Source organism: Marinomonas profundimaris (assembly GCF_000508165.1).
Lineage (GTDB): Bacteria > Pseudomonadota > Gammaproteobacteria > Pseudomonadales > Marinomonadaceae > Marinomonas > Marinomonas profundimaris.
Map to the genome: position 1 here is coordinate 20,445 of NZ_AYOZ01000006.1, position 26,125 is coordinate 46,569.

Sequence of the window (26,125 nt, forward strand, 5' to 3'; positions counted from 1 at the left end):
GCTTACGGTGAATAAGGCAAGTGTAGAGGGCCAGAAAAAGAAAGAAAATCGGAAGCTTTTGAGCTAGTATTTCAAAAAAATTGAACAAAGGTGATGTATGGCGTACGCAGTAACATTAGAAGCATTACGCGTGTTGGAAGCAATCCATCAGTTGGGCAGTTTTGCGGCCGCGGCGGAAGCACTCTTTAAAGTCCCTTCGGCTTTGACCTACACAGTAAAAAAACTCGAAGAAGATTTAGGCGTTGCCTTATTTGACCGTTCACGCCAAAAAGCCGTATTAACATCGGCGGGTCATTTGGTGTTGGAGCAGGGCCAAGCGATTCTAGAAGCGGCGATGCGGTTAGAAGACTCGATTAAGCAGTTTGACTCAGGCTGGGAACCAAAGCTAAGAATTGCAAGGGATACGGTTTTATTGGAGTCGCCATTAATGACGGTGGTTGGCGACTTTTTATCTCAAAATAGGCCGGTAGAAATCACGCTTTCTGAAGAAGCCGTTGGTGGTGGTTGGGATGCGTTGCAAGACGGTCGTGCCGATTTAGTGATTGGTGTCACGGGGGAGTTGCCGAAAGGAAAGGTGCATATTCAAGCACTAGGCGCGATCGAATTTGTGTTTGCCATTGCGCCAACTCACCCTTTGGCCTTGGTTGAAGGGGCAATCACTGCCGCTCAATTGCGTCAATATCCCGCTATTGTGGTAGCTGACAGTTCAAAAAATTTGCCGGCTCGTAACATTGGTATTTTTGAAAGCCGTCAAGTACTGAGAGTCGATACCATGCGAAGCAAAATTCAGGCGCAATGTTTGGGGTTGGGCGTTGGTTATTTGCCTAAGCATCGTATTGTTGATCAGTTAAATTCAGCCCGTTTGGTTGTGCGCCAATGTGAATTTCCAAGGCCAAACTTAATAACCTATTTAGCATGGCGTAAAGACAATCCGGGACGTGGTTTGTCGTGGTTTGTAGAGCAACTGGCTAAGCAAGATTGGCAACTGATTCCGGTTTGACTGTTTTTACTTCGTGATGTAAGGGGTGTTTGTGTTTTCTCTCTCTCTTTCTGTGTTGCCTGTTTTTTTACTTTTGGTCGCGGGCGCGGTTTGTCAGCGTTGGCGCTTTCCGATGGAAGGCTTTTGGTCTGGTGTCGATAAGTTATCGTATTGGGTTTTGTTTCCTGCATTGCTGTTTAACAAAACGTCGCAAATTGATTTTACGAACCCAATGTTGCCGAAATACGCTTTTATTTTGTTGTTTGCTTTATTGGTGACCGCACTGTTTGTGTTTCTCACCACTTGGTTGATGAAGGTGGCGGCACCAACGGCATCGTCGATGTTGCAGGCTGGTGTGCGCTTTAATACTTTTATTGTGTTGGCGTTGGCTGGCAGTGTGTACGGCAATGATGGCTTGGTGTTAGCCGCGTTGGGGGCGTCGGTACTGATTCCTGCTGTGAATGTGTTTTTGGTGGTGTCTATGGTGCTGATGCATGGGCCGTCTTCTGCGGATGGTTCGTCTACGGTTTCGTTACCGCGTTTGGTCAGTGGCGCATTGATTCGTAATCCTTTGATTGTGTCGATTCTTCTTGGTAGTGGTTTGAACCTGCTTGGTTTAACACCGATTATTTTGGTGTCGGATGTGGTGGGGATGTTGTCTCAGGCGGCGTTGCCTTTGGTTTTGCTGGCGGTGGGAGCCAGTGTACGTTTGGAAGCGATTCGTTCTGTTGGCATGACGTTTGTGATGTCTAGTATGGCGCGTTTTATCGTTTTTCCTTTAGTGATTGGTGTGATGTGCTGGTGGTTGGACGTTCGAGGCTTGCCAGCGTTGGTGGCCGTGTTATTTGGTGTGGTGCCAACGGCGACGTCGGCGTACGCGCTGGCCCGTCAATTGGGCGGTGATGCAGACCGAATGGCGGCGTATATTACGATGCAAACCTTGCTGTCGGTCATGACATTGCCGCTCTGTATTTGGTTGAGCCAGTTGTATTTGGGGTAAAGGAATTTATGTTATACGCGTCTTAAAACAATACGAATACGGCATGTTAGCGCTCGACTGCATAGCAATATTGATATGCAGTTTGCTGTAACTTGCATTTGAAAGGTCAGGGAGTGGGCTATATTCTGGATCGCAGAGTATGTGGTGATCAGTCTCAACTGATGTACTGCACTCAGTACAGATCACAACAAAAATAAAAGGAATCTAGTATGCAAACTCTCTCAATTCGACCTTCGTTACCGTGGCTCGGTGCGTTCAAACGCAAAGCGATGTTGACGACTTTTTCTGTGTTACTTCCTGTTCTATCTGGCTCTGCCATGGCGGCAGATTTGACGATAGGTTTCTCGCAAATCGGTTCTGAAAGTGGTTGGCGAACCTCTGAAACCGCTTCTATTAAAGCAGAAGCAGAGCGTCGCGGTTACAACCTGAAGTTCTCTGATGCTCAGCAAAAGCAAGAAAATCAAATCAAGGCGGTACGTTCGTATATCGCTCAAGGTGTGGATGGCATTCTTTTGGCGCCAGTGGTGGAAACCGGCTGGGACCAAGTTTTAAAAGAAGCGAAACGCGCTCGAATCCCCGTTGTGTTGATTGACCGAGGTGTCGCTGCGGATCCCAGTTTGTATCTAACGAAGATTGCATCGGATTTTAAAGAAGAGGGTGCTTTGGCCGCATCGTGGTTGGCCGCAAAAACCAATGGGCGTTGTAATATCGTTGAGCTGCAAGGATCCGTGGGGTCGTCTGCGGCGATTGATCGTAAAGCAGGGTTTGACTCTTTGATTAGTAACTTTCCGAACATGACGATTATCCGTTCTCAGTCTGGCTCGTTTACTCGTGCTGGCGGTAAAGAAGTCATGGAAAGTTTCTTAAAAGCCGAAGGCGGTGCGAAGAATATTTGTGCGCTGTTTGCTCACAATGATGACATGGCATTGGGCGCTATTTTGGCGATGAAAGAAGCGGGTATCAGACCAACGAAAGACATTTTAGTGGTGTCCATTGATGCGGTTCCTGATATCTTCAAAGCCATGGCCGATGGCGAAGCCAATGCGACGATCGAGTTGAATCCTCATCTTGGCGGCCCTGCCTTTGACGCAATTCTAGCGTCTCAAAAAGGCGCTAAAGTCGACAAGTGGGTCAAAGCAAATGGCCCACTGTACCTTCCTGATACCGCGGCGGTCGAATACGCTAAACGCAAGTAACTGAACGACATACCTGGGGTTTATTGAACCCTAGGTATGTGCTGTTCTGTCTGTTAAGCGAACGGAGATCGTATCATGTCAAATTTCGTCGAAGGGGCGCAAGTCGTCACTCGTCCTTTGCTAAAAATCGATAACCTATCCAAATCCTTTACTGGTGTTCAAGCCCTTAGTGGTGTGTCTTTGCAGATTAAATCAGGCGAAATTCGTGCTTTGCTTGGCGAAAATGGTGCGGGAAAATCCACTCTCATTAAAGTGCTTACCGGCGTTTACCCTCGTGATGGTGGAGATATTTTACTAGACGGTAACGCGATTAATGCGGCTGACAGCGGTCATGCGCAACGCTTAGGCATCAGCACGGTTTATCAAGAAGTGAATTTAATACCTACCCTGTCTGTGATGGAAAACCTGACATTGCAGCATCAAGAAAAAGTCTTCGGTCTGATCAGTTGGAAAAAGGCTGAAATACGTGCCAAAGCATTATTGGCGCAGGTGGGTTTGGACATTGATCCATTACGCCAGCTAGATACCTATTCGATTGCGATACAGCAGTTGGTGGCGATAGCACGGGCCTTGAGTACACAAGCCAAAATGTTGATTCTCGATGAGCCGACGGCCAGTTTGGACAGCGATGAAATCAAGCAATTGTTTGATTTGATGCGACGCCTTAAAGCAGAAGGCATGGGCATTATTTTTGTCACGCACTTTTTGGATCAGGTTTATAGCATCACTGACAGCATTACCGTGTTACGAAACGGTGAGTGCATCGGTACGTTCAATACGGCGGAGCTTACGCGCTCGGATCTGGTGAGTCACATGGTGGGGAAATCCTTAGAAGAGCTCGCGCCAAGTGCCCATGACCATTCTATTCAGCGTGAAAGAAAAGCGCTTTTAGCATTAAACAACGTCGGCAAGCAGCGCTATTTACAGCCATTGAATTTGAGTATCGCGGCAGGAGATATTGTCGGCGTTGCCGGATTGTTGGGTTCTGGTCGTACCGAGCTTTGTGAATTGGCTTATGGGTCGGTGAAGCCAGATCAAGGCGAGATAAGGCTGGGTAAGCATTCCCTCACTAAGTTTTCTTTGCGCCGCGCTATTCAAGTGGGCATGGGTTATTGCCCAGAAGACCGAAAACAAGATGGCATCGTGGCGGAATTGAGCGTAAGAGAAAATATGATTCTTGCGTTGCAGGCGAGTAGAGGCTGGTGGTCGCCTATTTCACTCTCCGATCAACAAGGTTTGGTTGAGGATATGATCCAACGTTTAGCCATCAAAACACCGGACATGGACAAGCCGATTGGTGAGTTGAGTGGCGGCAACCAGCAAAAAGTCATTTTAGCTCGATGGCTGATTACTCATCCTGCGTTGTTGATTTTGGATGAGCCAACCCGAGGCATTGATATCGGAGCGCATCATGACATTATTCAGATTATCAAAGAGCTGTGTGAGCAAGGCATGGGCTTGCTCGTCGCGTCATCTGAATTGGAAGAATTGGTGATGTTTGCTCATCGTGTGGTGGTTATGAAAGACCATCATAAAGTGTCGGAACTTCTAGGAGAAGACATCTCTGAGCAAGCGATTTTACGTACGATTGCGAGCTGATTTTTATGGGTAAGCATGCACTTACACTCTTTTAATCTCAGTGGTTTGATCAGCAAACCATTCAAGTAGCGGTTCCTATGAAGAAGAATGATTTCCTACATAAACATCAGAAAACGCTCGCGCCTTTATTGTCGCTTGTGCTGATTATTTTGGTCACCGCGTCTGTCACACCGGGCTTTCTCAAAATCACATTTGTCGATGGTCACCTCTTTGGCAGTTTGGTGGATATTTTGCACCGTGGTACGCCAACGGCGTTGGTGGCATTGGGAATGGCGGTGGTGATTGCGACACGTGGCATTGATTTGTCGGTCGGGGCCGTGATTGCCATTTGCGGTGCGGTGACCGCTGTATTGACAGTGAATACGGATTGGCCCGTGTGGATAGTGATCTTATGCGCGTTAGGCACAGGGGCTTTATGCGGTTTGTGGAATGGTATTTTGGTGTCAGTGTTTAATATTCAGCCGATTGTTGCGACCTTGATTTTGATGGTGGCTGGCCGTGGCATTGCGCAAATGATTACCGAAGGCCAAATTGTCACGTTCCATTCAGAAGTATTGGATGCCATTGGTAATGGCTATTTTCTGGCGTTTCCAATTCGGGTTTGGATCGCAATTGGACTGATTCTACTGACCGTTATTGTGATGCGAAAAACCGCGTTGGGACTGTTTATCGAATCGGTTGGGGCGAATGTTCGAGCCAGTCGTTTAGTTGGTATCGAAGCACGATTGTTGGTGATGTCCGCGTATGTTTTTTCCGGCTTCTGCGCCGGGCTCAGCGGCATTATTCTTGCCGCCGACATTCGTGGTGCCGATGCGAATAACGCGGGTTTATGGCTTGAGTTGGACGCCATTTTAGCTGTGGTGTTAGCGGGGGCATCGTTAGCGGGTGGGCGGATTTATTTACTGCTGACAGTGGTTGGAGTGTTAATTATTCAGACTCTGACGACGGCGATTCTCACCAGTGGTTTACCCGTTCAATACAATTTGGTGGTGAAAGCAACCATTATACTGGCGGTTTTACTGATCCAATCGCCTAAAACTCGGCAATGGTTATCGGGTTTGTTTCCTAAAAAAGAAGGTGATAAGAAAGGGAGTACAACACCATGATTAATGAACGTAATTTGCCGATATTGGCGACCTTGCTGGTGTTTATTCTGCTGTATGGTTTTGGTGTGTACGAATACCGAGGCTTTCGCGATACCTTAGTGTTTACGAATTTATTAACCGATAACGCCTTTTTGATCATTACTGCGATTGGTATGACCTTTGTGATTCTGTCTGGAGGCATCGACTTGTCGGTCGGTTCGATGATCGCGTTTATCGGCGTATTGATGGCGTATATGATTTCTAGCATGGGATTGCACCCTGCGTTCGCCATTGGCATCGCATTGCTGGTTGGCGTGTTTTTTGGAACGATCATGGGCGTGATCATCGCTTTTTTCGAAATACAGGCTTTTATCGTGACCTTGGCTGGGATGTTTTTGTTCCGAGGATTGGCGTATCTGATCAATTTGGACGCGGTGCCAATCAGTCACCCTTTTATTATGGCGTTATCGGATATTTATGTGCCATTGCCAGGACGAGGAGGTTTGACCTTTATTGCCATGGCGATGCTGGTGCTGTTGGTCATCGGCATTTTGGTGGCTCGTCGAACGCGTTTTGGCATGAGTGTGTACGCCTTGGGTGGAGACAGTCATTCAGCAGCGTTACTAGGCGTGCCAGTGGGAAAAACCATTATTAAAATTTACGCGTTGAGCGGGTTCTACAGTGCCATGTCTGGGGTGATTTTTGCGATCTATACCGGATCGGCGTATCCCTTGGCGGCGGTTGGGGTTGAACTGGATGCGATTGCAGCCGTGGTAATAGGCGGAACCTTGCTAACAGGTGGTGTGGGGTATGTCTTTGGTACGTTTTTAGGTGCGATGATTCAAGGCATCATTCAAACGTTGATCACTTTTGATGGCTCGCTGAACAGCTGGTGGACGAAATTGGCGGTCGGTGGGTTGCTGTTGTTTTTTATCTTGCTACAAAAAGGCATTGTTGTGTGGGTGAAAAAGCGCGCTGCGGGCTAATTATTGCTTTTTTTGTATTCGCAAACATAAAAAAACCAGTGCTTTTGGCACTGGTTTTTTGCTCTATGGTGGTGCGTTTTACCTGATGGCGATGGTTTACGCTTCAGTTGGGTCTTTGTAGATATTCTGGTAGCAGTAGTTGGTGGCTTCAACAAAGCCGTCTACGCTGCCACAGTCAAAGCGTTTGCCTTTGAATTTGTACGCCAACACACAGCCCTCTTTTGCTTGTTGCAAAATGGCGTCGGTGATTTGAACTTCGCCGTTACGACCTGGCGGTGTGTTGCGAATTTTATCAAAGATATCAGGGGTTAATATGTATCGTCCGATAATGGCAAGGTTCGACGGTGCTTCTTCTTTTGAGGGTTTTTCGACCATGTCGGTGACACGGTAAAGGCCGTCCATCATGGATTCGCCTTTTATGACGCCGTACTTGTGCACTTCGTCTTCAGGCACTTCTTCAATGGCAACAATAGTGCAACGGAATTGGTTGTAGAGTTTTACCATTTGCGCCATAACGCCGTCTTCATCGTCACTTTCGCCAAAACACAGGTCATCCGCAAGCACGACGCCGAACGCTTCGTCGCCGATCAAGGGCTCGCCGGTAAGGATGGCGTGTCCTAGGCCTAACATGTTGTTTTGACGTGTAAAAGAAAAGTTGACGTTGTCGATGAGGTGACGGATTCCGTCTAGGTATTTTTCTTTGCTGGTGCCGGAAATTTGATGTTCTAGTTCATAGCTGATGTCGAAATGGTCCGCTATGGCACGTTTCCCGCGTCCTGTTACGAAGGTTACGTTGTTTAGGCCAGCCGCTTCCGCCTCTTCTACGCCGTATTGAACCAAAGGCTTGTTTACAATAGGAAGCATTTCTTTAGGCATGGATTTAGTAGCAGGTAAAAAACGTGTGCCATAACCAGCAACGGGGAATAGACATTTGCGAATCATAATTTTTCCTTAAAAATGGCGTTGTTAAATGGCTGTCCAAACATATGACGTAGTCAGCCTTTTTCTGGAGATGATTCTATTATAAAACATCTCGTGTGACAGTTATTATCACCTTCGTTAACCGGTCCAATACAGGGGAGTTAAGTTTGTACCAATGCCAATAAAGTGGCAAGGCTAGGCGCTTGTTTGGCAGCAAGGATACCAGTTTCTTACTTTTTATTTTCTCTTTAATTTGAACACTAGGAACCAAAGCACAGACTGTGCCACCCATTACCAGTTCAACAAAGCCGTGAGAAGAAGGATACCAGTGGCTGTTATTAAAATTAGCACTCGTTTCCAAGCATTCATTTTGGTAACGAGGCCAAAGTTCGTCATGTTCGTCATAAATCAAAGCCGGTGACTGTAGGATGGATTCTGTACTTAGATCTCCCTTCAAATAGTCTTCGATAAAACGTGGTGTCGCCACTAGCTCATAATTCATATAACCCAAAAATATGGAATCGCCTCCCGCGACAGGTGTGCCTATTTGACTCAGGCATGCAACGACTTGCCCTGTTTGCAATAAGGCTCGAGTTTGGTTTTGATCGGCGGCTTTAATGTGAAGCTTGGTGTCATCCAATGACGAAAAATCGCTGACGACTTGCGTGAACCAAGTGGCCAATGAGTCGTTATTAACGGCGATACTGATGGGTTGGTGTGCCTGATTCCCTTCGATGGATTCTCTTAGGCCTTCTTCTAGCATCGTTACCTTGTTGAAATGCGCCAGTAATTGTTCGCCTAACGCTGTGGCTACAACGGGTCTTGCACGAATTAATAACGGTTGTCCGCATTCTTGCTCGAGACGTTTAATATTTTGTGACACGGCCGATTGAGTGAGGTTTAAATATTGCGCGGCTTTGTCGAAGCTTTGAAACTTCAATACGGCGTGTAAGCTGCTGAGCGCTTTATAATCCATCATAAGAATTTACGATTACTGTGTTCGTGGCGTTGTTTAAAAAAACTCATATATAATTTTTTCTAATGTAATTTTAGTTTTATTAATTTTAATTTATAGCCTGGTTTCCGTAAGATCAAGCTCTATTTAAAAGACAGAGTAGAGACAAGGTATGTTGGCATTTATGAGTGGTGTGATCACAGGCGGCGGTTTAATCGTTGCGGTTGGCGCGCAGAACAGTTTTTTATTAGAGCAAGCATTGAAGCGTCATTACGCGTTTCCGATCGCATTATTGTTCATTGTGAGTGATGCATTATCGATTGCGCTGGGGGCGTTTGGTTTGGGCTTAATCTTACAGAGCCATGAATGGCTTTTGTCTTTTTCTCGTTGGGCGGGCGTGGCATTTTTGGTGTGGTTCGCTTACGGAAAGTGGCGAGCGTCTTTTCAAGAAGAGCATTTGATTCTGGCGCAATTCAGTAAGCGACTCGCTATCTGGCCACTGTTTATGATGGGGTTCGCTGTGACGTGGCTGAACCCACATTTTTATCTGGACACCATGATTTTAATGGGCAGTTTGGCAAACCAATGGCAAGGCGAAAAATGGGCGTTTGTATTTGGTGGCATAACGGCGTCTGTGGTGTGGTTTTTGACACTGGCGTTGGTTGGAAAGTTGTGCGCGAAATGGTTAGAAAAAGCTGTGTTTTGGCGTTGGTTTAATCGTATTAATGCGATTCTGATTTGGAGTATCGCGCTGAAAATTGCAACACAACCCTTGTCCTAATGAAATAAGGGTTGTGTTGTCATTATTGAGGTTTGCAAGCTAGAGTTTGATTTCTACTTCATGCGGACTCTCTTCCACCGTGGTAGAAGAGTCGGCCTCGACAAGCATTTCGGCGGTGGCCACGGAAGACACCGTCAATGCGACAGGGATCTGATCGCCTTGGTCTTCGATGATCATCGCTGGTTGGTAGTTGATTCGGTACAATGCCACCAAGGCCACACTCGCATTAAGGGACGCCACAAACCAGAATAAGGCTTCGATGCGGATTGTATCCATTAGCGCAGCGGCGACAAGCGGACCAATCATGCCGCCCACACCGTTAAGCAAAATCATGCCGCTACTGGCGGAGAGAATTTGCTCAGGTCGCAGCTGATCATTCATATGCGATGACGCCAACGAATACATCGGGAAGGTGAACGCTCCGACACAGAACATCCCAATCATCATCAATATTTGGCTGTGCATACTGCTGCCTAACGGCACGATAAACGCCGCTATCGCGCCAACAATGCCCACCCAAAGAATGGTCACTCGGCGATCTTGTCGATCAGACAGTTTCCCTATTGGCCATTGTAGTAACATGCCTCCCACATAACTGGCACCAATAAAGAGGGAAATTTCGGCGATGTTCATTCCGATGCTTTGGGCGTAAAGCGCCCCAAGGCCGAGTAAGGCGCCCGACGTGGCGCCTGCGATGGTGACCCCCGTGACACCAAGCGGTGCGGTTTTTATCAAACCAAGAATGTTGAGTTTTTCAGGTACGTTGATCGTCGGCGAAGGCGTGCGCACTAACAGCAAAGGCACCAAGGCCAACGAGATCAAGACAGACGTCAAAATAAACAAACCGTAACCACTCGGAGGCGAGAGGTTCAGTAAGAACTGACCAAGCGTCTGACTGGCCCAAATTTCAATGATATAAATAGAAAACAAACGGCCGCGGGTTTTATTGGTCGCGATGTCGTTTAACCAACTTTCGGTCACAATAAACAGACCGGCGTAACACAAGCCGGTGCCCATCCGCATCAACATCCAAAACCATGGGTTCACCACAACGGATTGCATCAAAATAGTGATGGACGCCAGCGACGCCACCGCCGCGAAGACTCGAATATGACCCACATTCTTGACCCAGTTTGGCACCAAGAGGGAACCAATAATAAAGCCGAGGTAATAGGCGGACATGATTAAACCCGTTGCCGTGGTATTAAATGCTTCAAGCGAGGCACGAATACCGATCAACGAGCTTTGCAAAGCACTGGCCATGGTTAAAATGGCAATACCAAAGAGCAGACTCCAGATAGGAAATAGGGTTTGCTTTAACATTCAATGTCCTTTTTGCGCTTGTGGGCGACCGATGTCATATAAACGAGGTTATCTGATAAAAGATGAAATCTCTAATGGTTTAGGCTGTTCATTATTTCGGCAGACTATACCGATTGAATTTGTGAATGCAATCACTAATAAAGACTTAAAAACACGTCGATAAAAATACGTTTTTCAGCGTGACTTTACACCTCTATACAGACCCTATAAAAGTGTGAAATTATCACGTTTGTTGTTTACATTATGGTTGAAAAACGTCTTAAGGATGCATGAATGAAAATAGGTATTTTAGCAGCGGGCATCACGCCTGATGTGCTGCTGTCTGAGTATCCAACTTACGCAAATATGTTTGCTGAACAGTTGGTCGCGTTTGATAAGCAGTTTACCTTTGAAACATATGATGTGCGATTGGACGAATTTCCAGACCAAGCGCAAGATTGCGATGCTTGGTTGATTACAGGCTCGAAAGCGGACGCTTATTCCGATGAACCGTGGATCTTACGGTTATGCGATTTAATTAAAGACATTGACCAATTAAAACAGCCGCTTGTGGGCATCTGTTTTGGTCATCAAGTGATTGCGCGCGCATTAGGTGGCCGAGTTGAGAAGTTTGAAGGCGGTTGGGGCGTTGGTGCGCATCATTACAACGTCTGTGACGCTTTGCTTTTGTTGGCGAATGCCCAAGAAATTACCTTGTGTGCTTTTCATCAGGATCAAGTGGTGGAGAAGCCAGCGCGCGCACGTGTGATTTTACGCTCGGATTTTTGTGAAAATGCAGGCTTACAGTATGAAAATCATATTTTGACGTATCAGGGCCATCCTGAATTTTCAAAAGTTTATGAAACCGCCTTGATTGATTTGTACGATGGACAACAATTAACAGAGCAACAGGCCAAAACGGCCCGTGAATCCTTAAAAGAGAAAGACATTCATTCTTCTCAGCTGATGAATGGCATTGCCACTTTCTTGAAACAAAAAGCCTGAAGTAAATGGCTTAAAAAAAACGTTGATAAAATTGAGTTTGAATATAAGCGGGCTTGATTCGAGTAACCCACTCTCCGCTTAATGTGTTGCCTAAAGGCGTAATAAAAAAGGCGAATCCTAAGGGGTTCGCCTTTTTACTATTTTCTGGATCATTGCATAACGCAGATTAAGCGGCTTCAGTGTCTCGACCGAAGTGCTTGCCTAACAAGGCATGGTAGAAGTTGTGGTCGGTTAGGATTCCGACGCATTGTTCGTTTTTCTCCAGCACGATTACGTGGTTGGAGTGGTAACGAATTTCTACCGCATCGCGCATGGCAATAGACGATGGCGCAATAAAGACGGTGTTTTCCGCGACGTCTTCAATGACAGTGTCTGATGTCCAACGTACGACAGGCAACTCGCCTTGTGCTCCTTGTACGGAGATCAGTTTTCCTTCTTTTATTTCAAGCCACGTACTGTCATCAATGACGACTTTATCGTCTGTGCTCGCCAATTCTTTGATGTGAGTCATTAAAGAGTTGCCACGTAAGACGTTCAGAGGGTTGGTGTGTGCAACAAACTTCTCAACGTATTCAGTAGCAGGGTTTAGCACGATCTGCTCAGGAGCGTCTTCCTGAATGATTTTGGCCGATTCCATGATGGCGATTTTAGTGCCGATTTTCAGCGCTTCATCCAAATCATGGCTTACAAAAATGATGGTTTTGTTAAGGCGCTTCTGTAATTCAATGAGTTCGTCTTGCAATTGAGAGCGAATCAGCGGATCAAGTGCCGAGAAAGGTTCATCCATTAGCAACACATCGGTGTCCATGGCAAAAGCGCGGGCCAAGCCAACACGCTGACGCATACCGCCCGATAGCTCATCTGGTTTTTTATCCGCCCATTGATCTAGGCTCACCATTTTTAATTGCTCACGTGCTTTAATCAGTCGTTCTGTTTTTGGCATGCCTTGCATTTCTAAACCAAACGCCACGTTTTCCAAAACGGTTAACCAAGGCATCAATGCGAAGCTTTGAAATACCATGGATACACGGTGTGTTCGCATGTGGCGCAGTTTGGTTTCGTCGCATTCCGCGATGTCCACCATGGTGTCACCGTCTCTAACAAGACAACGACCACGAGCAATTTTGTTCAAACCATTAATGGCGCGCAGTAAGGTGGATTTACCTGATCCCGATAAGCCCATTAATACACAAATCTCACCTTCGTTGACTTCGATGTTGGCATTCTGAACGCCAACAACGTCACCAGTCATGCCGATGATGTCATCACGAGTATGGCCTTTGTCCATAAGAGGGAGCGTTTGCGCCAAATTGTCACCAAAGACAATGTCAACGTTTTCAATTGTTACAACAGCCATAAATTACCCCTCTTTCTTCGCGGATGGTGATTTGCAAATACGGTCCAGCATGATCGCGACCAATACAATGGCGATACCGGCTTCAAACCCTTGGGAAATGTTCACTGTGTTCAATGCTCTGACAACCGGTTTTCCTAAGCCGTCAGCACCAACCAATGCGGCGATAACCACCATGGATAATGACAGCATGATACATTGAGTTACGCCAGCCATGATGTTTGGCATCGCGGCTGGAAGTTCAACTTTGTACAATAATTTAGATTTTGTACAACCAAATGCTAGACCGGCTTCAATTAATTCGCTCGGTACTTTGCTGACGCCCAAGTAGGTCAAACGTATTGGGGCCGCAATGGCAAAAATGATGGTAGAGATTAGGCCTGGCACGTAGCCTAAACCGAATAAAATGAGAGTAGGGATGAGATACACAAACGTTGGAATGGTCTGCATCAAATCCAAAATAGGACGCAATATAGTGTACAGCCAAGGTCGGTGAGCGGCGGCAATACCAATCGGTACGCCAATCAATACGCTGATCGCGGTCGCTGAGACAACAAGCACTAAGGTCTGGATGGTTTCAACCCAATAACCCATATTAATAATTAGTAATAAAGCCGCTGTAATAAAGACGAGCAAGCCAAGGCTACGATGGAGGAACCAAACGCCGACTAAAATAATGGCGATAACCGCAAAAGGGTGAAGGGCATCAATTGCGTCAACCATGGTAATAATCATGGTTTCTAAGGTAATGGAGACTAGATCAAAAAATCCGGAAGCCGCAGTAACCAGCCAGTCGACAAAGTTTTCCATCCAAGCGCCAAGAGGAATTTTATTATCCGTCAGCCAATTCATATGTGTGTTCTCCCGATAATTCGATGATACGCCCTAAGCGAAATGAGCCGCCTAGGGCGTGATGGTATTGCAGATTACTAATTACAGACCTAGGTGCGATTTCACTGCGCTAAGGCCGTTTCCACCTGATTTAGTGGTAACGCCATCTAGCCACGCATCAAGAACGGCTGGGTTCGCTTTCAACCATGCTTTTGCAGCAAGGTTAGGCTTTTTACCGTCGTCAAGAATCGCGCCCATGATTTCGTTTTCCATAGGCAGAGAAAACGTTAGGTTGGTCAAGAGTTTGCCAACATTCGGACATTCTTGAACGTAACCTTTACGGATGTTTGTGTGAACGTTGGCGCCACCAAAGTCTGGGCCGAAGAAATCATCTCCGCCAGATAGGTATTCCATTTTAAAGTTCGCGTTCATTGGGTGTGGAGCCCAACCAAGGAAGGCAATCCATTTATCACGGCGAGCATTACGGCTCACTTGTGACAACATGCCAGCTTCGCTTGATTCAACCAATTGGAAGTTGCCAAGGTCGAATGCGTTTGAGTCAATCATGTCTTGAATGATGCGGTTACCATCGTTGCCTGGCTCAATGCCGTAAATGCGGCCAGAAAACTCTTTACGGTGCTTTGCGATGTCAGCAAAATCTGTCACACCAGCGTCGTAAGCGGCTTGGCTAACGGCAAGCGTGTACTTCGCACCGATTAGGTTTGGACCAAGGTCTTCAACAGTACCTGCTTTTAGGTAAGGTTCGATATCCGCTTGCATCGTTGGCATCCAGTTACCTAGAAAAACATCGATGTCGCCATTGGCTAGCGAAGTGTAAGTAACAGGAACCGATAGTAGTTGTGTTTTTGTTTTATAGCCTAGACCTTCGCTGATTTCACTAACGACAGCCGTTGTCGCCGTAATATCAGTCCAACCTACGTCAGAAAAACGTACTGTTGAACATTCTGCTGCCATAGTTAAACCAGAAACACTTGCTAAACCGACCACTAGAGCGGTCTTCTTTGCTTTATTTAACATATCCTTACCCTCTTTCTATTGAACTCAAAATCAATGAGCGAATTCAGTGTTTAGTATCAACACTGGATGTGAATTCCAAAAACATAGCGCAGCGCAATATGATCGCTGCAGTAAATATATGACATTAATCCTAAATGGTGGTGTTTAGGTGCGATCTTGAAACACCAAATCCAAATAATCTTGTATTAGCTGTGCGGCTTCTTTCTTATTAATACCGCCAGCTAATGAGCCCCGTAACCACATTCCGTCAATCAATGCTGCAACGGTAAAAGCAGTGCTACGAGCCTTTGTGATTTCAAAATCTTCTTTCAGCACACACACGAGCGCTGTTTTTAGTCGCTTCGAATAGACGTTTTGTAGTCGGTATAAAGATGGTGTGTGCATGGCTGAGGCCCAAAATCCCATCCAAGCCTTAATGACTTGAGGGTGTGTTTGGGACTGGCTAAAACTGGCTTTTACAATGGCCATCACTTTATGTTTAGCTGATTTGTTTTTCGTTTTTATGACTTCTTTGGATAATATGTCAAAAAACTCACGGATTAGGCTTTTCATCGTGGCTTCGTATAAGCCATCTTTGCCGCCAAAATAGTGGTTAATGATGGCTGGAGAAACGCCGGCCTTTTTCCCAATAACACTGACTGTTGTCCCCGCAAAACCGTATTTATCTATGGCTTTTATTGCTGCTTCGATGAGCTGAGGTTTTCGTATTTCAGGCATTCCAACTTTTGGCATCATGGATCCTTTTTTATTAAACAGTCGTTTAATGAAAACTATATTAGGCTGATTGTGCAATTTAGGTCAACCCTTGACAATTCAAAAACTTAGTTCTCTAACTAATTTAAGTGTTTGATTTTTAAGTGAAAAACACGAGTTTAAAGTTTTTTTGGTCTTTTTCAGGAGCTATTGTGTCGGTTTAAGATAAGAAATAAGGATTTTGCTGCGGATTTACTCCTAGTAAAGAAGGTTTTTGGTCTTAGGGGTAGGAAGGCTTTTTGCTTGTCTTGGCGCTATTATGGCTGGAGTTATCTGTGGTGATTGTGTTAATTATAAAGTCAAATTATTGATTGGAGAGTAGTGAAATGGATGTGTCTTCTTCCGTGTTTGATACCCTAATAGACAGATCGAATATGAGCAGTGATAAGTGGTCTAAATACCCTGAATCCGTGATTCCTATGTGGGTTGCAGACATGGATTTTGATTCGCCAGGCTGTATTAAAAGTGCTTTAAATCAACGAGTTGATGATGGCGTATACGGTTACACACACACGCCTAAAGCCTTGATTGAAGCAATCCGAGCGCATCTTATAAAATGCTATGGTTGGACGGTTTCAGCCGCCGATTTGGTGCATCTTCCGGGGCTTGTTTGTGCTTTGCATTTAAGCGTTAGGGTTTTCTCTAAAGAAGGAGAGGGTATCGTTGTTCCTGGGCCTGTGTATTACCATTTAACCAAAGCGCCATTAGTATCAGGCCGAGAATTAATTGGTGTGGATATGGTTATTCAGGATGGTCGCTGGTTACCTGATATGGCTCAATTTGAAGCTGCTTGCGCGCAATCAAATAGCAAGATGATGCTCTTATGTAATCCACATAACCCAGGTGGAACAGTATATACCAAAGCAGAATTATTGCGTTTTCACGCGCTGGCCAAGCAATATGACCTGATTGTTGTTAGTGATGAAATTCACTGTGATTTGATTTTGGATGATTTGCCACACGTGCCATTTGCGAGTTTGAACCAAGATGCAGCGGATCGTACCATTACCTTAATGGCACCGAGTAAAACCTTCAATATAGCGGGCTTGGGTTATGCGTTTGCAGTGATTGAAAACACTGCGTTACGACAGACTTTTAAGCAAGAAAAGGCAGGTTTGATACCGTCACCAAATATGCTCGGATTAGCCGCAGCAACAGCGGCTTATGAGGACGGTCAGACATGGCATCGTGCATTATTAGTGTACTTAAAAGGTAATCGAGATCTTATTGTCGACAGAATTGCAAAAACGCCACTTAAAATGGCAAATCTAGAGGCGACGTATCTGGCTTGGATTGATGTCTCTGCTTTGGAAATAGAGGATCCTTTTCAATTCTTTCTAGATGCAGGGGTGGGTGTATCTAATGGTAAAGATTTTGGCAATCCTAACTATGTTCGCCTAAACTTCGGTTGTCCCCAATCCATTCTCGACCAAGCGTTGACCCGTATCGAAGAAGCCTTAATAAAACATCATTTAATGTGATTTATTTAACTCTTTAATCGCTCAAGTCAGCATGTTCGGGCTCTAGTTGAAGTTGTCCTACAGGAGCAGTATTTATGTTGACGTTAGCATCGAGTGATTTTGTAAAGTGTTATGTTCAGCACTCTGCTCCAGCGATGCGAGCAGATTTGTTGGAAGTGATTGAAATGATGGAATTAATCGCACCAGAGGCTGAGTTGGTCAGTAATTTAGGCATTCCATATTTTCAGCAAAATGCCAGTTGGTTGTATGGCGTTGCCGCGCGATCTGACCATTTGTGTGTGTACTTTTCTGATTTAAGTGTGCTTTATCCGTTTGCGAGTCGTTTGCCTCATGTCCAATTTGGTGATGATTGTCTTATTATTCATCGATTAGATGACATTAATATCAATGTACTTGCGGAACTCTTTGGCCAAATAAAAGTCCACTTTTTACTGAAACACCGAGAGTCTCTAGCGCTTATTCAATAGTCTAGTGGCTTTTCTTTTTGAGGTTCTCCTAGGCTGTGGGCTAAATGATAGATTTCACCGTTCGTATCAGTGTGTTTCTTCTAGTATTTGGCGCTTTGGTAATGTGGCAGTGGTATTGGCCTAGAGCGCCACTATTGCAATGGAAACAGCGTTGGCGCCACAATCTCTCTTTATTGTTGATTGGTGCGCTGTGTGTTCGCTTGTTCCAACCTCTGCTCTTATCCGTCATGGCTTTCTTTAGCCAAGAATTTGGTTTATTCAACGCGCTAAACCTGCCTTTTACCGTTGCCTTTCTACTCAGTATTGTAGTGTTAGATGGCTTGATTTATTGGCAGCATCGCCTGTTTCACCGTGTGCCTTTTTTGTGGCGTTTCCATCGTGTTCATCATTCAGATCCTGAACTGGATGTCAGTTCAGCCGTACGCTTTCACCCCATCGAAATTTTGATGTCGCTAGGCATTAAGGTCTTTGCTATTTGGTTGTTGGGTATTCCCATCGAAGCGGTTTTGGCGTTTGATATTTTGTTAAATGCGTCTGCCATGTTTAATCATACGAATGCTAGATTGCCTGAAAAGGTTGAGGTTTGGGTGAAAAAAATACTGGTTACGCCCGATATGCATCGTATACATCATTCAAGAGTTAGCCTTGAAGCAAACAGTAACTATGGTTTTTTTCTGAGTATCTGGGACACGCTTTTTAGAAGCAAAAGAAACCACGCGTTGAATGGGGATGAAAACTTAACTATAGGTTTGCCAGAAACTCGGTCGTATCAACCCGCTTCGTTTAAAGCGGTGTTGGCATTGCCTTTTAAGTCGTTTAAAAAATCTCGCTAAAAACGAAAAGATCAACTGACGTTAGAGGAAGTTATGAGTTATTACGACGTAAATTTCATTGAAATGCGTGTTATTGGTTGTCTCATGGAAAAAGAGATTACGACGCCAGATCAATATCCGCTCAGCTTAAATGCCCTTGTGAATGCCTGTAATCAAAAGTCTAATCGAGAGCCTGTAACGCAGTTGTCCGAATTAGAGGTTCAAGATGCTGTAGATGCCTTATTGGCTCGTGGGTTGGTGACGGAAATAAATGCGTCTCACAGTCGAGTAAGCAAATACCAACACAGGTTCTGTAATACGGAGTTTTCTGACTTACAGTTATCGCCAGCAGAAACGGCAATCGTCTGTCTGATGTTTGTCCGTGGCGCTCAAACACCGGGTGAATTACGTTCTCGCAGTGGTCGTTTACACAGTTTTCAATCTCGCGATGAGGTGGAATTGGCTCTTCAATCCTTGCACGACAAAACGGGTGGCCCTTATGTGTGCCAGCTACCGCGAGAACCGGGTAAGCGAGAGCAGCGTTATCAGGAATGTTTTTGTTCAGAGTCAGAACGGCCCGATTCTTATTGGAATGAACCTGCTTCCTCTACTAAGTCTAGCGATGCGTATACCCAGCAACTTGAGACGCGAGTACTTGAGTTAGAGGCGCGTGTGGTTGAATTAAGTGAACAAATCCAAGTGCTTGAAAAAGCTAGTGGACTATAATCTTCTTTGACGTCAAACTTAGTGCGTTTTTTTAGCGCCGATACCTAACCTTTAACAGATTTTGGCGCTATCGCTTTTGATTATGTCTATGGGGAGAATCCTATGAAGAAGGTACGCTGGGGTATTATTGGTACAGGTCAAATTGCGCATTCATTTGCTCGCGATTTCTGTCATGTCAAAGCGGGTGAACTTCGTGCGGTTGCTTCCCGCGATAAAGCGACAGCAGATACGTTTTCCGCTGAGTTTGATATTGAATTGGCGTTTGTTGACTATTTTTCACTCATCAATAGCAATGAAGTGGATGTGATCTATATCGCGACGCCGCATGTGTATCATTATGATTTGGCGAAAGCCTGTATTTTAGCGGGTAAAGCCGTATTGTGTGAAAAGCCATTCACCATAAATGAAACTCAATCCAAAGCGCTTTATGATCTTGCCTTGGAGCACAATGTATTTGTTATGGAGGCCATGTGGACACGCTTTAACCCTGTTATAGAACAAGTGATTGAATGGGTTGAAGAAGGTGAAATTGGTGATTTGAATAGTATTCAAGCGAGTTTTAACTTCCTTGCTCCGACGGACCCTAATCATCGTTTGATGAACGTTGAACTTGGTGGTGGGGCATTACTCGATATTGGTATTTACCCTGTTTTCTTAGCGCAGTTGTTTTTTGGTAAACCGGATTTTGTGCAAAACCAAGCGGTCATTGGTGATACTGAAGTCGATCTTTTTGAGCAAATTCTATTGGGTTGGGAAAGTGGTCAGTTGGCGTCATTGGATGCATCGTTGATTTCGTGCAACCCCAATCGAGCGATTTTATCTGGTTCTAAAGGGTACATTGAAATCGACTCTGAATGGTTTAAAGCAAAATCTTGCCGTGTTGTTGGTTCAGATGGTGCCGAGAGGGCGGTCGAATTTGATTTTCCTGGTAACGGTTATCAATTTGAAGCAGATGAAGTGAACCGCTGCCTTGAAGAAGGTCTTATTCAAAGCCCCAATCACAGTTGGCAAAACAGTCTTGAATTGATTGCAACATTAGATGAAATACGCCACGACATCGGATTATCTTATCCAGGTGAACACCATCACGATGAAGAAGAAGTACATCACCATCATCATGAACACAGCCACCATAAGCATTAATAATTACGGGTAAATAGCGGACCATAAAAAAAGCCACTTTCGGCGTGAAAGTGGCTTTTTTATTTGCTGTCATTGCGCTGAATCCGAGCGCCTTAGGCACTCAGTATTGAGCAAGCACTTAGTTAAGGTGTTTGTTCAAAATTGGCAATAACACTTTGAATAAACGCGGCGAAGCGCATAATACGTCGCCTTTTTCTAGGCTTGGTGAGCCGTCAAACCCTGCAAATAGGCAGCCTGCTTCTTTCGCAATGAATAGCGGAGCTTGCATTTCCCACTCTTGAAGTTTAATGCCCCAAGCGGCGTCAAGGCGACCTGCAGCAACGTTAGTAAGCATCAATGCTGGTGAGTCTTGCATAACGGCGCGCGCGCCCTGTTCTGCGATTTCTGTTAGTACAGCAAACTGGCCAGAAAGAGAAGGCATAAGGCGATCGGTTGCAGGGAATTGAGCTGCAATAGTAACGTTTTCTAACGTACGAGCAGAACTGCTGCGAATTCGTGAATTGTTCAGGTAAGCACCACGGCCTTTACTTGCGTAAAACTCGTCTTTGGTGTGAGGGTTTAACACAAGCGCGTGCTCTACTTTACCGGCAACTAGGTAGCTCATGGTAATGACGTTGCCTGTTAGGCCGCGTGAAAATAAATGCTGTCCTTGGATCGCATCAATGATCCATTCGCCTTCTTCGCCTTTCTGTACTGTGCCTTGAAGGCGAGTAGTAATCGTGTCAGCTGGGTAGGCTTTTTCTAGATGGTAAACAATGCTGCGCTCTGCACCAGAACAAACTGTTTCATAAACTTGCTCAGCGGACTGGCCTTGTTCTTTGTCAAAAAGCAGTTTTTCTTGTGAATGAACTATGTATTCTGCAGCGGCACGAGCTGCTTTAAGTGCAATATTGATTCTAGGTTGCATAATTTACCGTCAATTATTCCGTCATTAAAATGCACATACCGTCAATGAGACGGTAAGTTGCCAAATAAAGTGTTAAAGAGCGTGCGACCTGTCTGTTCAAAACTTACTAGGAACATTCCTAAAGTACGTCAGGAGGGTTCCTTAAATAAGAGCGATATAGACAGAGCGCCTAAATAAGAGCGCGAATTCTAGCTTAATAGAGTTGGTTTTACCAGTGAAGTTTTGGTGAAAAACTGATCAATTAAGGCATTGCTCTAAATATCTGTTAAGATACGCGGCATTGTCTGACCGTAATAATTGGTAGCTCATAAAATGCAAAATAAAGTAAGAATTGTCCTAGTTAATACATCTCATCCTGGCAATATTGGTGGGGCTGCTCGAGCAATGAAAAACATGGGGTTGGCAGATCTTTATCTTGTTGCCCCTAAGTTGTATCCCAGTGATGAGGCGGTAAGCCGCGCAGCTGGTGCAACGGATATTTTAGAAAATGCCGTAGTAGTCGATACGCTAGAAGAAGCGCTTGCAGATTGTCAGCTTGTGATTGGTACCAGTGCGCGTGAACGTAATATTCCGTGGCCATTGGTCGACCCAAGGGAAGCGGCAGATTTAGTGTTCGACGAAGGTTTGGTTACTGCGTTTGTATTTGGTCGTGAAGACCGAGGTTTGACCAATGAAGAATTACAGCGTTGTAATTACCATGTACATATCCCTTCGGTTGAGACCTTTAGTTCCTTAAATTTAGGCGCCGCTGTGCAGGTTATCGCCTATGAATTGCGCATGAAGTCGTTGTTGATGAAAGACACGCCGGTTGTGGCGAGTAAATGGGATGTGCCTGCGGCAAACGTAGAGCAAATTGATTACTTGCTTGAACACCTTGAAAAAGTATTGGTGAAAACGGAGTTTCTTGATCCCAATATGCCGATGCAAGTGATGACGCGTTTTCGTCGATTGTTCCAGCGTTCACGTTTGGATCAACAAGAGGTCGGTATGCTGAGAGGGATGCTTACTTCGATGGAAAAACAGATAAAAGAATAACAACTGAGCTCGAAACGTTATTCTAAAAAGGCAAATGACTTCAATGGGATTCAGCTTGCTTAAGTGGACATAAAAAAACGCTGACTTAGCAATAAGTCAGCGTTTTTTTTGAGCTAGGCGTCGGTCTTAAGCTTTACGCTCAGGACGACCTTCTTCTTGCCAAAAAGTATGAAATTTTTGACCTGATTCTGCATCTACTCGTTCATACGTGTGGGCACCGAAATAATCGCGCTGAGCTTGCAACAAGTTAGCGGGAAGTACTTCAGAGCGGTAGCCATCAAAATACGCTAATGCCGAGAAAATAGACGGCGCTGGAATGCCTGACTGTGCTGCCAGAACAACCGTTTTACGTAAACCTGCTTGTTTGCTCGCCATTGCGTCCGCGAAGTAATCGCTTAACAATAGATTTTCAAGTTCGTGGTTTTCATCAAACGCGTCCGCAATTTTTTGTAAGAAAGAAGCGCGGATAATACAGCCGCCACGCCAGATCTTAGCAATATCACTGAAGTTTAACGTCCAGTCGTATTCTTTTTGGGCAGCGCGCATCAATTGGAAGCCTTGAGCGTAAGCACAGATTTTTGCGCAGTAAAGCGCTTCTTCAATGGCTTTTTCAACCACCTCGGCTTCTATCTCACCGCTTTCTACTTCGGCGACCAGTTTGCTCGCTGCAAGTTCTCGTTCGCCAGTTAGCGTGCTAAGTGCTCGAGCATAAACGGATTCACTGATAATGCCAGCTGGAACGCCCATTTGAGTCGCGCTAATGGATGTCCAGCGACCGGTGCCTTTTTGTCCAGCGCTGTCTAGAATCATATCGACTAAAGGCGCGCCAGTTTTATGGTCGTATTGTTGTAAAATGTCAGCTGAAATTTCGACAAGGTAACTGTTTAGAACACCTTGGTTCCATTTTTCAAACAATTTACCAATTTCTTCTGGTTCGTAACCGAGCAGAGAACGCAGTAAATGGTAGGCCTCGCAAATAAGTTGCATGTCAGCGTATTCAATACCGTTGTGAACCATTTTGACATAATGACCTGCGCCATTTGGCCCTAAGTACGCTGTACAAGGTTCTCCTTCCGTTACTGGCTTACCCGGTGTGTTGCTCTCTATAGGCTTGCCATCTTTGTCTACTTTTGCTGCAACGGCTTCCCACATTGGTTGTAGGTATTTCCAAGAATCGGCATCGCCACCCGGCATAAGAGATGGCCCGAAGCGAGCGCCGACTTCACCGCCAGACACGGCCGTACCAAAGAATTTGAACTTTTCTTTGTATTCTGATTCGCGTCGAATGGTGTCTGTCCATTGGCTGTTACCACAGTCTACAACGATATCGTCTGCTTCTAGACCAGCGTCAATTAAGCTATTGCAAACGGCATCGACAGGGCTGCCTGCAGGCACCAAAACCACAATGACACGAGGCTTTACTAAGTTTGAAAGCATTTCTTCCATGCTTGAACAGCCGATGATTCGTGCTTGTGTTGAGGTATCAGGGCGTTCTGCTGCTTCTGTATCGAGGACGTCTTGTATTTTATGCGTGTCAAGATCAAAACCTGCAACTCGGTAGCCGTGGTCGGCTAAATTCAAGGCCAAGTTTTTACCCATGACGCCCAGGCCGACAAATCCAATATTGCAATTCTGATTCGTTTTTAACATAAATATCGATCAACCTTTTTTAGCAATTAGGGGGGGAATTGAGGTAAGAATCTTACCATGAAGAAAGAGGATTCAGGACATAGTAGAGGGAAGAAAAACTCAAATAATTGTGTTTTTTTGATGTTTTTTAATATAAACCTTACATTTTAGGTGGTTTTCCCTTAGAAAAAGGCAAGATTATGTTGGTTATTTTTTGTTGTTTTGTGTCACTGGAATAGGCTTCAATTTGTAGAAAGACAACCAAAACGAAAGAAAACTACAAAAAAAAGCGCTTCCTCATTGCTCTGCAAGCTAAAAAATGAATTTCACCTCTTACAAAACACATAAAATTCATTTTTATCAATGACTTAGTTCTTTTTGGAAAGTTTCAAAATGGTAATAAAATAACATATTGTTATAACAATATTTTTTTTTAGATTGTTTTGTTACTATCGTTTTCACAGAAAAACATTCGCATAATAATAAAAATGACCAGACAACCTTTTATAGTTCAGAGGATTTAGCAACATGAATTCCGCATCAGACGTAACTACTATGCATAAAAACTTAACGACGCCGCAGTTGGTTGAAAAAGCTTTACTGAATGGCGAAGGGGTTCTTGCTGATAACGGCGCACTCGTCGTTGAAACAGGTGCTCGTACAGGTCGTTCTCCTATGGATCGCTTCATTGTGGAAGAAGCATCCAGTAAAGACAGTATTCATTGGGGACCTGTTAACCGTCCATTTCCAGAAGATAAATTTGCGCCATTGTGGGATCGCGTTACGGCTTATCTAAATGGCCAAGAATCGTTTGTGTCTAATATTCATGTTGGTGCGGGCGATGAATATTATTTGCCAGTTATTATGCGAACGGAAACAGCATGGCATCAGTTATTTGGTCGTAACTTATTTATCCGTCCAGAGGTTTACAACCCAACAAGCAAAGGTGAGTGGCAGATTCTGAATGCGCCAAACTTTGTGTGTGAGCCTGAGCGTGATGGCACCAACTCTGATGGCTGCGTGATTTTAAATTTTGCTGAGCGCAAGGTGTTGATCGCGGGCATGCGTTATGCCGGTGAAATGAAAAAAGCCATGTTCTCAGTACAGAACTACTTATTACCTGCATACGACGTATTACCAATGCATTGTGCGGCAAACGTGGGAACAGAAGAAGATGTTACTTTATTCTTTGGTTTGTCAGGAACGGGTAAGACGACCTTGTCTGCTGATCCTGAGCGTTTCTTAATCGGTGATGATGAGCACGGTTGGGGAAAAGACACAGTTTTCAATATTGAAGGTGGCTGTTACGCAAAAACCATCGATCTTTCTCAGAAAAATGAGCCAATTATTTGGGATGCGATTAAGTTCGGTACCATTGTAGAAAACGTTGTTTTGGATTCTGAAACACGTGTTGCTGATTACGCAGATACGTCTTTGACTCAAAACGGTCGCGCTGGTTACCCTCGCGAACACATTGAAAAACGTGCTGCAGGCAATCGTGCTGGTGAACCAAATGCGATTATCTTTTTGACATGCGATTTGACGGGTGTTCTTCCTCCTGTTTCTATCCTGACGAAAGAAGCGGCGGCGTATCACTTTTTGAGTGGTTACACGGCTTTGGTTGGGTCAACTGAAATGGGCGCGGGTACCGGTATTAAATCTACCTTCTCGACTTGTTTTGGTGCGCCTTTCTTCCCTCGTTCTGCGGATGTGTATGCGGATCTTTTGATTAAGCGTATCGAAGAATTTGGTAGTAAAGTTTACCTTGTTAATACGGGTTGGACTGGCGGAGCGCATGGCCAAGGCGGCAAGCGCTTCAGTATTCCAGTGACTCGTGCGGTTATTTCAGCGATTCAATCTGGCGCATTAGCCGATGTAGAAACAGAACATTTGGCCGATGTGAACCTTGACGTGCCAACACGCGTTCCGGGTGTCGACAGTGTTCTGTTGAACCCTCGTAAGACTTGGTCAGATCAAGCGTCTTATGAAGCGCAAGCGAAAAACCTTATTTCTCAGTTTGTTGCGAACTTTAAGAAATTCGACACGGTATCTGACGCAATTGTTAAGGCTGGCCCTTCTCTTTAAGCTTGTTATACTGTGTTTTACAAAAGCCGTGCATTCGCACGGCTTTTTTTGTTTT

24 protein-coding genes are annotated in these 26,125 nt (G+C 45.0%); 15 read left to right on the top strand and 9 right to left on the bottom strand.

Features of this window, described 5'->3' with window-relative positions; genetic code table 11:
- Nucleotides 1-97: 97 nt before the first annotated feature.
- From D104_RS23810 to yjfF, 6 genes are all read left to right on the top strand, one after another.
- Nucleotides 98-1,000 (top strand): LysR substrate-binding domain-containing protein, encoded by a 903-nt coding sequence (locus D104_RS23810; RefSeq protein WP_024023157.1) that lies wholly within the window; start codon nucleotides 98-100, stop codon nucleotides 998-1,000.
- Nucleotides 1,001-1,031: 31 nt separating this feature from the next.
- Entirely contained in the window at nucleotides 1,032-1,979 is a 948-nt protein-coding gene (locus D104_RS23815) for an AEC family transporter (protein WP_024023158.1), read from the top strand.
- Nucleotides 1,980-2,188: 209 nt separating this feature from the next.
- Nucleotides 2,189-3,175 carry an ABC transporter substrate-binding protein gene (locus tag D104_RS23820; protein WP_024023159.1) on the top strand — a complete coding sequence of 329 codons (987 nt, stop codon included), beginning with the start codon at nucleotides 2,189-2,191 and terminating at the stop codon, nucleotides 3,173-3,175.
- A 75-nt stretch (nucleotides 3,176-3,250) separates the two neighbouring features.
- Nucleotides 3,251-4,774 carry a sugar ABC transporter ATP-binding protein gene (locus D104_RS23825; protein WP_024023160.1) on the top strand — a complete coding sequence of 508 codons (1,524 nt, stop codon included), beginning with the start codon at nucleotides 3,251-3,253 and terminating at the stop codon, nucleotides 4,772-4,774.
- Between the two features lie 77 nt (nucleotides 4,775-4,851).
- Entirely contained in the window at nucleotides 4,852-5,880 is a 1,029-nt protein-coding gene (locus D104_RS23830) for an ABC transporter permease (RefSeq protein WP_024023161.1), read from the top strand.
- Nucleotides 5,877-6,845, top strand: a complete 969-nt coding sequence (gene yjfF, locus D104_RS23835; protein WP_024023162.1) for a galactofuranose ABC transporter, permease protein YjfF — start codon at nucleotides 5,877-5,879, stop codon at nucleotides 6,843-6,845. Before D104_RS23830 ends, yjfF begins: the two co-directional genes overlap by 4 nt.
- Before the next feature lie 96 nt (nucleotides 6,846-6,941).
- Here the strand turns inward: yjfF and galU are convergent, their stop codons facing one another.
- Nucleotides 6,942-7,787 carry a UTP--glucose-1-phosphate uridylyltransferase GalU gene (gene galU, locus D104_RS23840; RefSeq protein WP_024023163.1) on the bottom strand — a complete coding sequence of 282 codons (846 nt, stop codon included), beginning with the start codon at nucleotides 7,785-7,787 and terminating at the stop codon, nucleotides 6,942-6,944.
- 79 nt (nucleotides 7,788-7,866) lie between these two features.
- The gene (locus D104_RS23845) at nucleotides 7,867-8,745 is read right to left on the bottom strand and encodes an ArgP/LysG family DNA-binding transcriptional regulator (protein ID WP_024023164.1); all 879 of its coding nucleotides are present in this window, start codon (nucleotides 8,743-8,745) and stop codon (nucleotides 7,867-7,869) included.
- A gap of 148 nt (nucleotides 8,746-8,893) precedes the next feature.
- Here D104_RS23845 and D104_RS23850 point away from each other — a divergent pair, with 148 nt between their 5' ends.
- Nucleotides 8,894-9,502 (top strand): LysE/ArgO family amino acid transporter, encoded by a 609-nt coding sequence (locus D104_RS23850; protein WP_024023165.1) that lies wholly within the window; start codon nucleotides 8,894-8,896, stop codon nucleotides 9,500-9,502.
- Between the two features lie 39 nt (nucleotides 9,503-9,541).
- On the opposite strand, the gene D104_RS23855 is transcribed toward D104_RS23850, so the two are convergent.
- Nucleotides 9,542-10,825 carry an MFS transporter gene (locus tag D104_RS23855; protein ID WP_024023166.1) on the bottom strand — a complete coding sequence of 428 codons (1,284 nt, stop codon included), beginning with the start codon at nucleotides 10,823-10,825 and terminating at the stop codon, nucleotides 9,542-9,544.
- Between the two features lie 273 nt (nucleotides 10,826-11,098).
- Between D104_RS23855 and D104_RS23860 the strand changes: the two genes are divergently transcribed.
- The gene (locus D104_RS23860; protein WP_024023167.1) at nucleotides 11,099-11,809 is read left to right on the top strand and encodes a glutamine amidotransferase-related protein; all 711 of its coding nucleotides are present in this window, start codon (nucleotides 11,099-11,101) and stop codon (nucleotides 11,807-11,809) included.
- 166 nt (nucleotides 11,810-11,975) lie between these two features.
- Here D104_RS23860 and choV read toward each other — a convergent pair whose 3' ends face one another.
- The 4 genes from choV to betI all read right to left on the bottom strand — a co-directional run bounded on the left by choV (nucleotide 11,976) and on the right by betI (nucleotide 15,767).
- Nucleotides 11,976-13,166: a choline ABC transporter ATP-binding protein gene (choV, locus tag D104_RS23865; RefSeq protein WP_024023168.1), complete on the bottom strand. Its 1,191-nt coding sequence runs from the start codon at nucleotides 13,164-13,166 to the stop codon at nucleotides 11,976-11,978.
- 3 nt (nucleotides 13,167-13,169) lie between these two features.
- Nucleotides 13,170-14,015, bottom strand: a complete 846-nt coding sequence (choW, locus tag D104_RS23870; RefSeq protein WP_024023169.1) for a choline ABC transporter permease subunit — start codon at nucleotides 14,013-14,015, stop codon at nucleotides 13,170-13,172.
- A gap of 81 nt (nucleotides 14,016-14,096) precedes the next feature.
- Nucleotides 14,097-15,032 (bottom strand): choline ABC transporter substrate-binding protein, encoded by a 936-nt coding sequence (locus D104_RS23875; RefSeq protein ID WP_024023170.1) that lies wholly within the window; start codon nucleotides 15,030-15,032, stop codon nucleotides 14,097-14,099.
- A 144-nt stretch (nucleotides 15,033-15,176) separates the two neighbouring features.
- Nucleotides 15,177-15,767 (bottom strand): transcriptional regulator BetI, encoded by a 591-nt coding sequence (gene betI / locus D104_RS23880; protein WP_235075893.1) that lies wholly within the window; start codon nucleotides 15,765-15,767, stop codon nucleotides 15,177-15,179.
- 344 nt (nucleotides 15,768-16,111) lie between these two features.
- On the opposite strand from betI, the gene D104_RS23885 reads away from it, so the two are divergent.
- The 5 genes from D104_RS23885 to D104_RS23905 all read left to right on the top strand — a co-directional run bounded on the left by D104_RS23885 (nucleotide 16,112) and on the right by D104_RS23905 (nucleotide 20,414).
- Nucleotides 16,112-17,266: a MalY/PatB family protein gene (locus tag D104_RS23885; protein WP_024023172.1), complete on the top strand. Its 1,155-nt coding sequence runs from the start codon at nucleotides 16,112-16,114 to the stop codon at nucleotides 17,264-17,266.
- Between the two features lie 74 nt (nucleotides 17,267-17,340).
- A complete protein-coding gene (locus D104_RS23890) occupies nucleotides 17,341-17,733 on the top strand; it encodes a DUF1801 domain-containing protein (protein WP_024023173.1) in 393 nt (130 codons plus the stop codon).
- Between the two features lie 44 nt (nucleotides 17,734-17,777).
- The gene (locus tag D104_RS23895; protein WP_024023174.1) at nucleotides 17,778-18,566 is read left to right on the top strand and encodes a sterol desaturase family protein; all 789 of its coding nucleotides are present in this window, start codon (nucleotides 17,778-17,780) and stop codon (nucleotides 18,564-18,566) included.
- A gap of 33 nt (nucleotides 18,567-18,599) precedes the next feature.
- Nucleotides 18,600-19,271, top strand: coding sequence for a YceH family protein (locus tag D104_RS23900; protein WP_024023175.1), 672 nt, complete (start codon nucleotides 18,600-18,602; stop codon nucleotides 19,269-19,271).
- A gap of 102 nt (nucleotides 19,272-19,373) precedes the next feature.
- Nucleotides 19,374-20,414, top strand: coding sequence for a Gfo/Idh/MocA family protein (locus D104_RS23905; RefSeq protein ID WP_024023176.1), 1,041 nt, complete (start codon nucleotides 19,374-19,376; stop codon nucleotides 20,412-20,414).
- Nucleotides 20,415-20,532: 118 nt separating this feature from the next.
- On the opposite strand, the gene D104_RS23910 is transcribed toward D104_RS23905, so the two are convergent.
- Nucleotides 20,533-21,321: an inositol monophosphatase family protein gene (locus D104_RS23910; RefSeq protein WP_024023177.1), complete on the bottom strand. Its 789-nt coding sequence runs from the start codon at nucleotides 21,319-21,321 to the stop codon at nucleotides 20,533-20,535.
- Between the two features lie 312 nt (nucleotides 21,322-21,633).
- Here D104_RS23910 and D104_RS23915 point away from each other — a divergent pair, with 312 nt between their 5' ends.
- Complete coding sequence (locus tag D104_RS23915; RefSeq protein ID WP_024023178.1) at nucleotides 21,634-22,356, top strand: RNA methyltransferase; 723 nt, start codon at nucleotides 21,634-21,636, stop codon at nucleotides 22,354-22,356.
- Between the two features lie 126 nt (nucleotides 22,357-22,482).
- On the opposite strand, the gene gndA is transcribed toward D104_RS23915, so the two are convergent.
- Complete coding sequence (gene gndA / locus D104_RS23920) at nucleotides 22,483-24,006, bottom strand: NADP-dependent phosphogluconate dehydrogenase (RefSeq protein ID WP_024023179.1); 1,524 nt, start codon at nucleotides 24,004-24,006, stop codon at nucleotides 22,483-22,485.
- A 507-nt stretch (nucleotides 24,007-24,513) separates the two neighbouring features.
- On the opposite strand from gndA, the gene D104_RS23925 reads away from it, so the two are divergent.
- Nucleotides 24,514-26,070, top strand: coding sequence for a phosphoenolpyruvate carboxykinase (locus D104_RS23925; RefSeq protein WP_024023180.1), 1,557 nt, complete (start codon nucleotides 24,514-24,516; stop codon nucleotides 26,068-26,070).
- Nucleotides 26,071-26,125 lie beyond the last annotated feature (55 nt).